Origin of the sequence: Paraplanobispora siamensis (genome assembly GCF_016863175.1) — a bacterium.
GTDB lineage: Bacteria > Actinomycetota > Actinomycetes > Streptosporangiales > Streptosporangiaceae > Planobispora > Planobispora siamensis.
Genome location: NZ_BOOJ01000005.1, coordinates 76,179 through 89,640 on the forward strand (window position 1 = coordinate 76,179; position 13,462 = coordinate 89,640).

12 protein-coding genes are annotated in these 13,462 nt (G+C 71.5%); 8 read left to right on the top strand and 4 right to left on the bottom strand.

Annotated features, from left to right (window positions below):
- Positions 1-61: 61 nt before the first annotated feature.
- A complete protein-coding gene (locus Psi01_RS01835; RefSeq protein ID WP_204062129.1) occupies positions 62-313 on the bottom strand; it encodes an HGxxPAAW family protein in 252 nt (83 codons plus the stop codon).
- Positions 314-601: 288 nt separating this feature from the next.
- Between Psi01_RS01835 and secA the strand changes: the two genes are divergently transcribed.
- The gene (gene secA / locus Psi01_RS01840; protein WP_204062130.1) at positions 602-3,388 is read left to right on the top strand and encodes a preprotein translocase subunit SecA; all 2,787 of its coding nucleotides are present in this window, start codon (positions 602-604) and stop codon (positions 3,386-3,388) included.
- A 154-nt stretch (positions 3,389-3,542) separates the two neighbouring features.
- On the opposite strand, the gene Psi01_RS01845 is transcribed toward secA, so the two are convergent.
- The 3 genes from Psi01_RS01845 to Psi01_RS01855 all read right to left on the bottom strand — a co-directional run bounded on the left by Psi01_RS01845 (position 3,543) and on the right by Psi01_RS01855 (position 6,384).
- A complete protein-coding gene (locus Psi01_RS01845) occupies positions 3,543-4,010 on the bottom strand; it encodes an Rv3235 family protein (protein ID WP_239126942.1) in 468 nt (155 codons plus the stop codon).
- A 257-nt stretch (positions 4,011-4,267) separates the two neighbouring features.
- Positions 4,268-5,608, bottom strand: coding sequence for a PTS transporter subunit EIIC (locus tag Psi01_RS01850; protein ID WP_204062132.1), 1,341 nt, complete (start codon positions 5,606-5,608; stop codon positions 4,268-4,270).
- 35 nt (positions 5,609-5,643) lie between these two features.
- Positions 5,644-6,384 (bottom strand): GntR family transcriptional regulator, encoded by a 741-nt coding sequence (locus Psi01_RS01855; protein WP_204062133.1) that lies wholly within the window; start codon positions 6,382-6,384, stop codon positions 5,644-5,646.
- A 181-nt stretch (positions 6,385-6,565) separates the two neighbouring features.
- Here Psi01_RS01855 and Psi01_RS01860 point away from each other — a divergent pair, with 181 nt between their 5' ends.
- The 7 genes from Psi01_RS01860 to Psi01_RS01890 all read left to right on the top strand — a co-directional run bounded on the left by Psi01_RS01860 (position 6,566) and on the right by Psi01_RS01890 (position 13,458).
- Positions 6,566-7,600: an SIS domain-containing protein gene (locus Psi01_RS01860; protein WP_204062134.1), complete on the top strand. Its 1,035-nt coding sequence runs from the start codon at positions 6,566-6,568 to the stop codon at positions 7,598-7,600.
- Positions 7,601-7,677: 77 nt separating this feature from the next.
- On the top strand, positions 7,678-7,914 hold the full coding sequence (locus tag Psi01_RS01865) for a PTS sugar transporter subunit IIB (protein WP_204062135.1): 237 nt from the start codon (positions 7,678-7,680) through the stop codon (positions 7,912-7,914).
- 48 nt (positions 7,915-7,962) lie between these two features.
- Entirely contained in the window at positions 7,963-8,409 is a 447-nt protein-coding gene (locus Psi01_RS01870; protein ID WP_204062136.1) for a PTS sugar transporter subunit IIA, read from the top strand.
- A 173-nt stretch (positions 8,410-8,582) separates the two neighbouring features.
- Positions 8,583-8,840, top strand: coding sequence for an HPr family phosphocarrier protein (locus Psi01_RS01875; RefSeq protein WP_204062137.1), 258 nt, complete (start codon positions 8,583-8,585; stop codon positions 8,838-8,840).
- The gene (gene ptsP, locus Psi01_RS01880) at positions 8,837-10,519 is read left to right on the top strand and encodes a phosphoenolpyruvate--protein phosphotransferase (protein WP_204062138.1); all 1,683 of its coding nucleotides are present in this window, start codon (positions 8,837-8,839) and stop codon (positions 10,517-10,519) included. Before Psi01_RS01875 ends, ptsP begins: the two co-directional genes overlap by 4 nt.
- A 131-nt stretch (positions 10,520-10,650) precedes the next feature.
- A complete protein-coding gene (locus Psi01_RS01885) occupies positions 10,651-11,994 on the top strand; it encodes a glycoside hydrolase family 3 protein (protein ID WP_239126948.1) in 1,344 nt (447 codons plus the stop codon).
- Positions 11,995-12,186: 192 nt separating this feature from the next.
- A complete protein-coding gene (locus Psi01_RS01890) occupies positions 12,187-13,458 on the top strand; it encodes a sensor histidine kinase (protein WP_204062139.1) in 1,272 nt (423 codons plus the stop codon).
- The last annotated feature ends 4 nt before the right edge of the window (positions 13,459-13,462 follow it).

A 13,462-nucleotide genomic window follows, 5' to 3' on the forward strand; every position in this document is an offset into this window, starting at 1 on the left:
ACCGACGAAATCCCTATGCCGGTGTCGGAAGGGGCCGGGACGTGCGGTGGATCAGTGGAGATCAGTCAAGGATGCCGTCGGAGCGCTCGAAGGGCGCGCGGGGGGAGTCGAGGATGACGTCCTTGAAGGCGCCGAAGAACAGCAGCAGCACGCAGCCCATCATGCAGACCGCGACGCCCATCCAGAACACGAGCCAGTTGGGGCCGGCGGTCAGCGCGATCCCGCCGATGGCGAAGCCCAGCAGACTGACGGTGACGGCCAGCCAGGACAGAGCCCTGCCTGCGTGGGAGGCACCGGGTGGAGTCTCCGCCATGATCGTTTCTCCTCGCGCAACGGGCTGTGTTTTCGGACGCGCCGGAGGGATTTTCCGGACGTGCTTCCGGGTTCTTTCAGGTGTGAGGCGTGATAGTCGGCGCCATACCCCCACACGCAGGCTGTACTCCCATAAAAAGGGCATGGGGAACTGTGCGGGCGGTAAGAGCGTCGTCCATGGTGGCTGTGTCTGGTGGTGGAACCGCCTACGATGGCAGCGGAGAACCATGTCTCGTCCTCATCCGGGCCCCTGAAGGCCACGGAAGACCTGCGAGGAGCTTTACCTAAAGTGCCAGCCTTTCTCGACAAGATTCTTCGCGCAGGCGAAGGCAAGCTTCTGCGCAAGCTCAAGCGGATCGCCGACCAGGTCAACTCCATTGAGGACGACTTCAAGAGCCTGACCGACGCCGAGCTGCGCGCGCTCACCGACGAATACAAGCAGCGCCACGCCGACGGCGAATCCCTCGACGATCTGCTTCCCGAAGCCTTCGCCACCGTCCGTGAGGCCGCCCGGCGCGTGCTGGGCAAGCGTCACTTCGATGTGCAGATCATGGGCGGGGCCAACCTGCACATGGGCAACATCTCCGAGATGCGCACCGGTGAGGGCAAGACGCTCACCTCGACCCTGCCGGCCTACCTCAACGCCATCTCCGGCAAGGGCGTGCACATCGTCACGACCAACGACTACCTGGCCAAGCGCGACGCCGAGGAGATGGGCCGCATCCATCGCTTCCTCGGCCTCGAGGTCGGCGTGATCCTGGCGAACATGTCGCCGGACGAGCGGCGCAAGCAGTACGCCGCCGACATCACCTACGGCACGAACAACGAGTTCGGCTTCGACTACCTGCGCGACAACATGGCGCAGTCGCTGGACGAGTGCGTGCAGCGCGGCCACAACTTCGCCATCGTCGACGAGGTCGACTCGATCCTCATCGACGAGGCCAGGACCCCGCTGATCATCTCGGGTCCGGGCGAGCAGTCCGGCAAGTGGTACGCCGAGTTCGCCAAGATCGCCCCCCGGCTCCGCAAGGGTACCGAGGGCAAGGACGGCGAGGAGAGCACCGGCGACTACTCCGTCGACGAGAAGAAGCGCACGATCGGCATCTTCGAGTCCGGCGTCGAGAAGGTCGAGGACTGGCTCGGCATCGACAACCTCTACAAGCCCGAGCACACCCACCTGGTCGGCTTCCTCAACAACGCGCTGAAGGCCAAGGAGCTCTACAAGAAGGACAAGGACTACATCGTCGTCGACGGCGAGGTCCTGATCGTCGACGAGTTCACCGGCCGTGTCCTGCACGGGCGTCGCTACAACGAGGGCATGCACCAGGCCATCGAGGCCAAGGAAGGCGTCAAGATCAAGGACGAGAACCAGACTCTCGCCACGATCACGCTGCAGAACTACTTCCGCCTCTACACCAGGCTCTCGGGCATGACCGGAACCGCGGCCACCGAGGCCAACGAGTTCCACCAGACCTACAAGCTCGGCGTCGTCCCCATCCCGACCAACAAGCCGATGATCCGCAAGGACCAGGCGGACGTGGTCTACAAGACCGAGGACGCCAAGTTCATGGCGGTCGTGGACGACATCAAGGAGCGCTACGACAGGGGCCAGCCGGTCCTGGTCGGCACCACCAGCGTGGAGAAGTCCGAGCGCCTGTCCAAGGAGCTCAAGCGCAGGGGCGTCAAGCACGAGGTCCTCAACGCCAAGAACCACGCGCGTGAGGCCGCGATCGTGGCCGAGGCGGGCCGCAAGCACGCGGTCACCGTGGCCACGAACATGGCCGGTCGAGGCACCGACATCATGCTCGGCGGCAACCCCGACTTCCGCGCCGACATCGAGCTGCGCAACCGCGGCCTGAACCCGGTCGAGACTCCGGAGGAGTACGAGAAGGCCTGGCCCGAGGCGCTGGAGAAGGCCAGCGAGGCCGTCAAGGCCGAGCACGAGGAGGTCACCGAGCTCGGCGGCCTGTACGTCCTGGGCACCGAGCGGCACGAGTCGCGCCGCATCGACAACCAGCTCCGCGGTCGTTCCGGCCGTCAGGGAGACCCGGGCGAGTCGCGGTTCTACCTCTCGCTTGAGGACGACCTCATGCGCCTGTTCAACTCGGCCCGGGTCGAGATGATCATGACGCGGCTGAACATCCCGGACGACGTGCCGATCGAGTCGGGCATCGTCTCCAAGGCCATCGCCTCGGCCCAGCACCAGGTCGAGCAGCAGCACTTCGAGACGCGTAAGAACGTCCTGAAGTACGACGAGGTCATGAACCGCCAGCGCAAGGTGATCTACGCCGAGCGTCAGCGGGTGCTTGAGGGCGCCGACCTGCACGAGCAGGTCCGCGGTTTCATCAAGGACGTCGTCGACGACTACGTCTCCGGCGCGACGGCCGAGGGCTTCGCCGAGGAGTGGGACCTCGAGAAGCTGTGGAAGGCGCTGGGCCAGCTGTACCCGATCAGCCTCACCGTCGACGAGGTCGTCGAGGAGGCGGGCGGCCGCGAGGAGCTCTCCGCCGCCTTCCTCAAGGAGAAGGTCGAGGCCGACGCCCTGGCCGCCTACGACCGTCGCGAGGAGGAGCTCGGCCCCGAGACCATGCGCGAGGTCGAGCGCCGGGTCATCCTGGCCGTCCTGGACCGCAAGTGGCGCGAGCACCTCTACGAGATGGACTATCTCCAGGAGGGCATCGGCATGCGGGCCTACGCCCAGAAGGACCCGCTGATCGAGTACCAGCGCGAGGGCTTCGACATGTTCTCCCAGATGCTCGACGGCATCAAGGAGGAGTCGGCCGGCTACCTGTTCAACCTCGAGATCGAGGTGCAGACCAGCCCGATCGTCGAGGAGGCCGAGGACGCCGAGCTCGCGGAGACCCGCTCGATCATCGCCCGCGGCCTGCGCGGTCCCGAGCGGCCCTCCGAACTGCAGTACACCGCGCCCGGCGAGACCGGCGAGGTGGAGCACACGCGGGTCAGCACCCGCGAGCAGCGCGACGCCTACGGCAACGTCGAGCGCAACGCGCCGTGCCCCTGCGGCTCCGGCAAGAAGTACAAGCGCTGCCACGGCGACCCGAAGAACGCCGCCTGATCCGGCCGAGAGGCGACAGGAGGGCCCGCACCCCGCGAGGGTGCGGGCCCTCCCGCTTTCCGGCCGAGGCCTTCCTGCCGGGGTCTTCCCGCTTTCCCGGGCGCGGTGTGCGGAGCCCGGGGCGTACGGGCAGGCGTGCGGGCGGGGCGTACGGTCAGGGCGTCGTCTCGAACTCGGTGCACAACCACTGCACGCCCCTGCGCTCCAGCCGCAGGGCCAGGCCGCGGTGGCGCTCGCCGCAGCGGACCAGCACGCACATCTCCACCACCCCGTCGCCCGGCTGGGACAGGTGGAGCCGGCCGATCCGCGGCGGGCAGGGGGAGTCGAAGACCCGACCGGCGCGGACCAGTTCGGTCCGGGTGCGGGCGGTGGTGTGGCGGAAGACGCTGGAGGGCGGCCGCCTGCCGGACAGGATCTCGGCGAAGGCCTGCCCGAGGGCCCGCAGCCGCCGCTCGTCCGGGACGGCCCCCGCCGGTCCCCACACCAGCGGGCGCCCGGCCCGCGGCTCGGCGGGCTCGCCGTTCAGGGCGAGCGTCCCCTGCACGTACGGCGGAGCGGCCGGTCTGGCGGTTCCCGAGGGGCGCTCGTCGTCGCAGGGCGGCTCGGCCGAGGGGGAGGACACGATCCTGGGGAGGGACGCCGGTCGTGGAGGGCGTGACATGGCGACTCGATTCTCGTCGGGGGACCTGACGCATCTAGGAGTTTGCGGTCCCCCGCGCAGATACCTGCGGCTCCAACTTCCCGGAGATCGGGGCCGTTTCGTCCGCTCACGGAGGAGAAGATCCCGTGAAGCTGGAGTGGTGAGGGCCCGCCCGGCGAGAGATTCCGGCGCGGTTCCCGGCCTCCGGCGGATGACCGGAACACCCGCCGGAGCCTCCCTCAGGAGCGCCTGGCGGCGGAGGCGCCCGCCTCTCCGCTCTCCGCGTCGGGCTCGGGCTCCCGGCCCGGGGTCATGATGTTCAGCCGCCTGATCAGGAAGCTGAAGACGACGTAGTAGATCACCGCGTAGACCAGCCCCATCGCGATGAGGATCGGGATCCCCCGGGCGTTGGCGGCGGTGCCGTACAGGCCGAGGTCGATCAGGCCGGAGGAGAAGCTGAAGGCGAGCTTGGCGCCCAGGGCCGAGGCCACGGCGAGGGAGATGCCGGTCAGGACGATGTGCACCACGAACAGGACCGGCGCCACGAAGATGAAGGCGAACTCGATCGGCTCGGTGATCCCGGTGAGGAACGCGGTGAGCGCCGCGGAGATCATGATGGAGCCGACGGCGGTACGGCGGTGCGCGGGGGCGGCCCGCCAGATGGCGATCGCCGCGGCGGGCAGGCCGAACATCAGGATGGGATAGAACCCGGCCTCGAAGCCGCCGTAGCCCTGGACGCCGTTGTTGAAGCAGACCAGGTCGCCGGCGAGCTGCTTGCCGGTCGCCGTCACGCACTCGGGGACCTGGGTCCACACGACGTTGTTGACGATGTGGTGCAGGCCCAGGGGGATCAGGGCGCGGTTGACCATGCCGTAGATCCCGGCGCCGAGGGTGCTGTTCTCGGCGAGCCAGGTGCCGAAGGCGCGCACCCAGCCGCCCACGACCGGCCAGACGAAGCCGAAGAACACCCCGATCACCAGCCCGGCGAAGGCGGTCAGGATCGGCACCAGGCGGCGGCCGCTGAAGAAGGCCAGGGCGGTGGGCAGCTTGGTCCGGTAGAAGCGCTGCCAGAGCAGGGCGGAGACGACGCCCATCACGATGCCGCCGAGCACCCGGGTGGGGTTCTGCGCGCCGAGGTTGAGCACCGCCTGCGGGACGGCCGGGTTGGCCTCGTCGAAGACCCGGGTGGTGATCGACCCCTTCAGCGTGTCGTCGAACATGATGAAGAACATGTTCATGCTGACGGCGTGGAAGACCAGGTAGCCGACCAGCGCGGCCAGCGCGGTGGAGCCGTCGGCCTTGCGGGCGAACCCGATGGCCACGCCGATCGCGAACAGGATCGGCAGGTTGTCGAAGAGCGTGCCGCCCGCGGTGCCCAGGATGCGGGCGACGTCGTCGAGGAAAGCGCTGTCCGTCCGGCCGAGAAGGTCGTCCTGACCGAGCCGGAGCAGCAGACCGGCGGCCGGCAGGACCGCGATCGGGAGCATGAGGGAGCGGCCCAGGCGCTGGAGCACGCTCATCATGGCTGATCCGGACGTGGACGGGGCCGGGAGGCCCGCGTCCGCTGAGGCGGAACTCATCGGACTTTCCTCCAGGGGACGGGAACGGGAGGAGGTCAGGTGCGGCGTGCCGGGGTCTCCAGGATGGTACGGAGCTGGTAGCGGTCGGCGCGATAGGTGGAGATCCCCAGCTCGGCGCAGACGCCCCCGGCGAACGAGCGCTGCTGCAGCAGCAGCACGGCCCCGCCGCGCGGCAGCTTCAGCAGGTCGGCGTCGTCGGGGTCGGCGATGCCGGCGTCGATGGTGAGCTCACCCGCGTCGAGCATCAGACCGTAGTGGGACTCCAGCAGTTCGTACAGCGAGCGGCCGGTCAGGTCGTGGGAGTCGAGGTCCGGCGCGAGGGCGACCGGGATGTGGGACCGCTCGATGCACATCGGCTCGCCGGCCGCGGTGCGCAGCCGCTCGATGAAGTGCACCTCGTCGCCCGGCTGGATGCCGAGTTCCCTGGCCAGGTGCGCACTGGCCCGGACCACCCGGCGGTCCAGGTCGCGCGAGCCGGGCTCCATGCCGCGCGAGCGCATCTCGTCGCTGAACGAGGTCAACCGCAGCGCCATCTCTATCTTGGGCCGGGCCACGAAGGTGCCCTTGCCCGCCACGCGCTGCAGCCTGCCCTCGGAGACCAGGTGGTCGACCGCCTGCCGCACGGTCATCCGCGACAGCCCGAAGCGCTGGCAGAGCTCGCGCTCCGACGGGATCGCCGTGCCGATGGCCAGCTCGTGGCTCTCGATGAGATCGAGCAGGATCTCACGGAGCTGGAAGTACTTGGGTACGGGGCTGTCCGGATCGATCTGAGCCACGGGATCCTTCCCCCTCTCGATTCCGAGATGTCCAATGGGTTATGGTTTGCACTGGTCTAGTCCGGACTAGACCACAGGCCGGAAAAGGGTGTCAACGTACGGACCGGCGACGGATCGATAACGGCCCGATCTCGCCTGACCCACCGAAGGATGCCTGCCCCCACCGAAGGATGAGCGAGTTATGACGACCAAGATGCGCAGCGAGATCGCCGAGCAGCCCGCTGCGTTGCAGACCACGCTGGACGCCCTCCTCCCCAGGGTCGGGGAGGTGGAACGGCTCGCGGGGCAGACTCGTCAGCTGCTGTTCATCGCCCGTGGCACCTCCGACAACGCCGCAGTCTACGGCCGTTACCTCGCCGAGGCACACACCGGCCGCCTGTCCACCCTCGCCGCCCCCTCCATCGCGACCACCTACCGCCGCAAGCTGGACCTCGACGGCGTGCTGGCCGTCGGCCTGTCCCAGTCCGGCAGGACCGAGGAGATCGTCGAGACCCTGGCCTGGGCCAAGGAGTGCGGCGCCAAGACCGTGGCGATCACCAACGGCGGCGAGCAGAGCCCGCTGGCCCAGGCTGCCGACCTGGCCCTGTGCACGCTCGCGGGCGAGGAGAAGGCCGTTCCGGCCACCAAGACCTACACCACCCAGCTCGCCGCGCTGGCCGTGCTCGCCATCGGCCTGGGCGCCGACGTCGACCCCGCCGACCTGCAGCGCGTCCCCGAGGCCGTGGACAAGCTGATCGGCGACCCGGGCGACCTGGAGGCGGTCGTCGAGGGCCTGGCCGACAAGCCCGGCGTCGTGGTCTCCGGCCGCGGCCTGGCCTTCTCCACCGCGCTGGAGACGGCGCTCAAGCTCAAGGAGGCCTGCTACCTGCACGCCATGGGCCTGTCCTACGCCGACCTGCTGCACGGCCCGATCGCCGTGGTCGACGAGGACACCCCGGCCATCCTGGTCGCGGCCGGCGAGGGCCCGACCCTGGCGGGCACCGTGGCGCTGGCCGAGCGGGTCACCGGCGCCGGCGCCGCGGCCTTCACCGTCGGTGGCGGCGCCGCGCTCGCGGGGGCCGCGACGGCCGCGCTGAACGGCCCGGACCTGCCGGAGTGGGTGGCGCCCCTCGGCCTGATCGTCCCCGGTCAGTTGCTGACCGAGGCCCTCGCGCGCAGGCTGGGCGTCGACCCCGATGCGCCGCGGGGTCTCAACAAGGTCACCCAGACCGACTGAGATCACCGGGTCGTCTAGCCTGGTCAGGGCCCCGGTCACGACCCCGGGAGGGTGACCGAGAACATCAGGAGGACGACATGGCGGCAGACGCGAACGCGATCATCGCGGGCCTCGGCGGTGCGGACAACATCCTCGAGATCGAGCCGTGCATCACGCGGCTCCGGACCGAGGTGCGCGACGCCTCCAGGGTCGACCAGGCGGCCCTGCGGGCCGCCGGAGCCCACGGCGTCATGGCGGCGGGCAACGTGGTCCAGGTGGTCGTGGGTCCCGAGGCCGACACGATCGCCAGCGACATCGAGGACATCATCGGCTGACGGACGCCGGGCGGTCCCCCTCCGGGCGGGGACCGTCGAGGGGGTGTGATGACCACAGTTCTGGCCCCGGTCGCGGGGGCGGCCGTGGGTCTGGAGGCGGTGCCGGACCCGGTGTTCTCCGGGGGGCTGGTGGGTGCGGGGGCCGCGATCGACCCGGCGAGGGAGCCCGGCAGGGTGGTCGCGCCCATCACGGGGAAGATCGTCAAGCTGCACCCCCACGCCTTCGTCGTCGTGGGCGACGACGGCCGGGGGATCCTGGTCCATCTGGGCATCGACACCGTGCAGCTGCGGGGCGAGGGGTTCGAGCTGCTGGCGGCCGAGGGCGACCGGGTCAGCGCGGGGCAGCCGGTGGTGGCCTGGAACCCCGCCGAGATCGAGGCGGGCGGGCGCTCCCCGGTCTGCCCGGTGGTGGCGCTGGACGCGGAGGAGGGGACCGTCAGCGCCCTCGCGGAGGGGAGGGTATGCGCCGGGGACGAGTTGTTCCGCTGGGGATAGGGTGCCGATGGCCTCCGGGATTGCCGCCGCGGCAACGGGTATGAGGTGCGATGGCGTCGTGGCCGTCCACACTCGCGCGGGCGGGCGGCGAGCCCGGTACGGGCCGAACGGCCCGGCCGATCATACGGCGAGCCGACTGGTCTAGACCGGTTGGCCGATCTTCAGGAGGACGCATGCCCGAACGTCAGGTCACCGTCAAGGCCGAAGTCGGCCTGCACGCCCGTCCCGCCGCGACGTTCGTGCAGACAGCGGCCAAGGCGACGCTGGACGTCACCGTCGCCAAGGCAGGCGGGCAGCCGGTGAACGCCAAGAGCATCCTGGGGGTCCTGTCGCTCGACGTCCGGCAGGGCGACACCGTGGTGATCAGCGCGGAGGGGGAGGGCGCCGAGGAACTCCTCGACCGGCTCGCGGACATCGCATCGGCCCCGTGAACACACTCACGGGCGTGGGGGTGAGCCCGGGCGTCGGGTTCGGGACCGGTTACGTCTTCGCCCGGGAGATCCCGGTGCCCCCGCCCGGCTCCAGGCACGGCGGGGACGCCGCCGCCGAGCGGGAGCGGGCCGAGCGGGCGCTGGAGCAGGTCGCGCAGGACCTGGAGCGGCGGGGGGCGCTGGCGGGCGGCGAGAGCCAGAAGGTGCTGGAGGCCCAGGCGCTGATGGCCCGCGACCCCGGTCTGGCGGCGGAGGTGGCCGGCCTCGTCGAGGCGGGCACGAGCGCCTCGCGCGCGGTGTACGAGGGGTTCGGGCACTACCGGGAGGTGCTCGCGGAGGCCGGGGGATACCTGGGCGCGCGGGTCGCCGACCTGGACGACGTCAGGGACCGGGCGATCGCCGTCCTGGAGGGGCTGCCCGCGCTCGACGTCCCCACCCGGGTCGCCGAGCCGTACGTGCTCGTCGCCCGCGACCTGGCCCCGGCCGACACCGCCCTGCTGTCCCCGGACGCCGTCGCCGCCTTCGTCACCGAGGAGGGCGGGCCGACGAGCCACACCGCGATCATCGCGCGGGCGATGGGCGTGCCGGCCGTCGTGGCCTGCCGGGGCGCCACCGCCGTGGCCGCGGGCACGCCGATGCTCGTCGACGGCGCCTCGGGCCTGGTACGGCTCGCACCCCCGGCGCGGGAGGTGGAGGCCGCCCGCGAGGCCGCCGCGGCCCGCAGATCCGCGCTCGCGGCCGTGGGCGGTCCCGGCGCGACCGCCGACGGCCACCCCGTGACGCTGCAGGCCAACATCGGCGGTCCCCGCGACGTGCCGGACGCACTGAAGTACGGCGCGCAGGGCGTCGGGCTCTACCGCACCGAGTTCCTCTTCCTGGGCCGGCGCGAGGCGCCCTCCCCGGAGGAGCAGGAGGCGGCGTACCTGGAGGTGCTGAGGGCCTTCCCCGGTCAACGGGTCGTGGTGCGCACGCTGGACGCCGGGGCAGACAAGCCCCTGCCCTTCCTGACCTCGTCGGACGGCGAGCCGAACCCGGCGCTGGGGATGCGCGGGACGCGGCTCTTCCAGGTCCACCCGGAGGTGCTGGCCGACCAGCTGACGGCCCTGGCGCGGGCCGCCTCCCGGGCCGCGGCCCAGGTCGGGGTGATGGCCCCGATGATCGCCACCGCCGAGGAGGCCGTGCGGTTCGCGGCCGTCTGCCGGGAGGCCGGGCTGCCGTCGGCGGGCGTCATGATCGAGGTCCCGTCGGCCGCCCTGCGCACCGCGGACCTGGCGGCCGGGGCCGACTTCTTCTCGATCGGCACCAACGACCTGGCCCAGTACGCCTTCGCCGCCGACCGCCAGGTGGGCGCGCTGACCGCGCTCCAGGACCCCTGGCAGCCCGCGCTGCTCGACCTGGCCGCCCTGGCCGTCGCCGGGGCCGTCGTACGGGACAGGCCGTGCGGGGTGTGCGGGGAGGCCGCCGGGGACCCGGCCCTCGCCTGCGTGCTGGTCGGCCTCGGCGTCACGTCGCTGTCGATGGCCGCCGCCTCGCTGCCCGCCGTACGGGCCGCGCTGGCCCTGCACACTCGCGACGAGTGCGTGCGGGCCGCGCAGGCCGCACGGGCCGCGGAGTCGGCCGAGTCGGCGCGCGCCGCCGCCCGTGCCCACCTGCCGGGACTGGGCGGGCTGGGACTGTGAGCCGGTCCCGTACGGCGGGACCGGGATCCATGTCCGCGCCACGCCGTGCGAAACGATCCGTGGCCGCGCCACGCCGTGCGACACGACGGGAAACGGAGCGTCCGCTCGCGCGCCCGGATAGCGTGGACGGCATGGTTCGGTGCGTGCGTACGGCTGGTCTTGCAGTGATCGCGACGATGGTGGCCGGATGCGCCGGCTCCGGATCGGCGAGTGTTCCCGCCGAGAGCCGGGCGAGCGCGGCCTCCCCAGCCTCCTCCGAGGCCGCCGGGAACACGGCGAGGACCGCCGAGAGCACGGCCGGGACCACCGCCGGGAGCACCGCGCCCGCCGGGGTGGAGGAGACGCTGGCGAAGATGAGCGTCGAGGAGAAGGTCGGCCAGCTCTTCATGCCGGTCCTGTACGGCCAGGCGGCCGACACGGTCTCGGGGGAGAACCAGGCGCGCTTCGGCGTCGGCACGCCCGCCAAGATGATCGCCAAATACCGGCCAGGCGGGGTGATCCTGTTCCCCTGGGCGCAGAACGTCAAGAACGTCCGGCAGGTCGTCGCCCTGACCAACGGCCTGCAGAAGGCCTCTCCGCGGATCCCGCTGCTGATCGGCGCCGACCAGGAGAACGGCCGGGTCTCCCGGCTCGCGCCCCTGGTCACCAAGATGCCGGGCGCCTCGGTGATCGGTTCCACCGGTGACCCGTCGCTGGCCCGCAAGGCCGCGAAGGTGACCGGGACCGAGCTGCGCGCGCTCGGCATCACCCTCGACTTCGCACCGGTCGCGGATGTGAACCTCAACCCGCGCAACCCGGTGATCGGCCCGCGCGCCTACGGCTCCGACCCGCGCAAGGTCGCGCCCATGGTCGCCGCGGCGGTGAAGGGCTTCCACGACGCCGGGGTCGGGGCCGCGGCCAAGCACTTCCCCGGGCACGGCGACACCACCGTGGACAGCCACTCCGGCCTGCCGGTGATCAAGCACTCCCGGTCCCAGTGGGAGCGGCTGGACGCGCCGCCGTTCGCCGCGGCCATCGGGGAGAAGGTCGACATGGTCATGAGCGCCCACGTGGTCATGCCCCGCCTCGATCCCTCCGGCGACCCGGCCACGCTCTCCAAGCCGATCCTGACCGGCCTGCTCCGCCAGAAGCTCGGCTTCGACGGGGTGGTCTCCACCGACGCGCTGGACATGGAGGGCGTGCGCAAGAAGTACGGCGACGGGGAGGTGGCCGTACGGGCCGTCCTGGCCGGGGCCGACGTGCTGCTCATGCCGCCGGACTATCCGAAGGCCTACGAGGCGGTCCTGTCCGCGGTGAGGTCCGGCCGGATCTCCGAGGAGCGGCTCGACCAGTCCGTACGGCGGCTGCTGAAGCTGAAGGCCGCCCGGGGCATCCTGCAGCGGGCCCCGGTCGCCGACCCGGCGAAGGCGGAGAAGGTGCTGCGCTCGGCCGAGCACCGCAAGGTCGCCTCGCTCATCACCGGCAAGGCCCGCTGAGACGGATCGGCTGAGACGGATCGGCTGAGGCGGATCGGCTGAGGCGGATCGGCTGAGGCGGGTCCGCCGGGACCGCCCCGCCTCGGTGAGGCCCTCGCTCCCGGACGAGGTGGGGGGGTAGTGCTTGCCCCACCATCTTTGGTGGACCCTCGACCATGTTCCCGGCTGATCGCGATTCTCTACGGTGGTCCTATGACCCCCTCGGAGCTGACCACCCCATGGGACCGGATCCGGGCCCACTGGTCGGCGCAGACCTGGCTGCGCACCTTCCACGTGGTCATCGGCCTGCCGATCGCGCTGCCGGGCGCGTTGGCGATCGTGGCCCTGACCGTGGTTTCGGTGGTGTTCGCCTGGACCGTGGTGGCGCCGGTGGTGGGCGTCCCCCTGCTGTTCACCGTGGTGTCGGCGCTCACGCGGGTGCAGCGGTCCCGGTTCGCCGCCTTCCTGGAGGTGGAGATCCCCCCGTCGCCGCGCCGGCCCGTCGGCCGTCGGCCGCTGAAGTGGCTGCTGGGCGTGGTGCGGGCACGGAGCACCTGGCGCCAGTTCGCCTACCACCTGCTCGCCCCGCTGATCAGCGGGGCCGGGTTCATCGTGGTGGCGGGGATCTGGACGGGCGGGCTGTCGGCGGGCACCGCCGCCGTGCGGATCCGGGAGTGGTCCGACGGCTGGGCCGTCATCGCGCTCGCCCTCCTCTCGGGGGTCCTGCTCACGGTCGGGCCGTGGGCGGCGCGCGGGATGTCCGCCCTGGACGTGATGGCCGCCAGGGCGCTGCTCGGACCCAGCCGCAGCGACGAGCTGGTCCAGCGGGTGGAGACCCTCACGGAGAGCCGCGCCGAGGTCATCGACGCCGCCGACGCCGAGCGCCGCCGCATCGAGCGGGACCTGCACGACGGCACCCAGCAGCGGCTGGTGTCGCTGGCGATGAAGCTCGGCATGGCCCGAGCCACCCTCACCGACGTCCCCGAGCCCGCCCGGGAGGCGATCGCGCAGGCCCACGAGGAGGCCAAGCACGCCCTGCGGGAGCTGCGCGACTTCGTGCGCGGGCTGCACCCGGCCGTGCTCAACGACCAGGGGCTGGACGCGGCGCTGTCGGGCCTGGCCGCCCAGGCCCCCTTCCCGGTACGGCTGCGCGTGGACATGACCGTACGGGTGTCCGCCACCGTGGAGGCCGTGGCGTTCTTCGTCGTCTCCGAGGCGCTGACCAACATCGCCAAGCACGCCCGCGCCTCCGGCGCCGAGGTCGTGGTCGACGGCCACGAAGGCCTGCTCCGCGTGGCCGTCCGCGACGACGGCCGCGGCGGCGCGGACGCCGCCGGGGGCACGGGCCTGCGCGGCCTGGCCCAGCGGGTCGGCTCCGTGGACGGGAGGCTGCACATCGACAGCCCGCCGGGCGGCCCGACGGTGATCAGAGCGGAACTGCCGTACGCGCGGGAAGCGCACCGGATCGCGGGGGAGAGATCGTGACGTA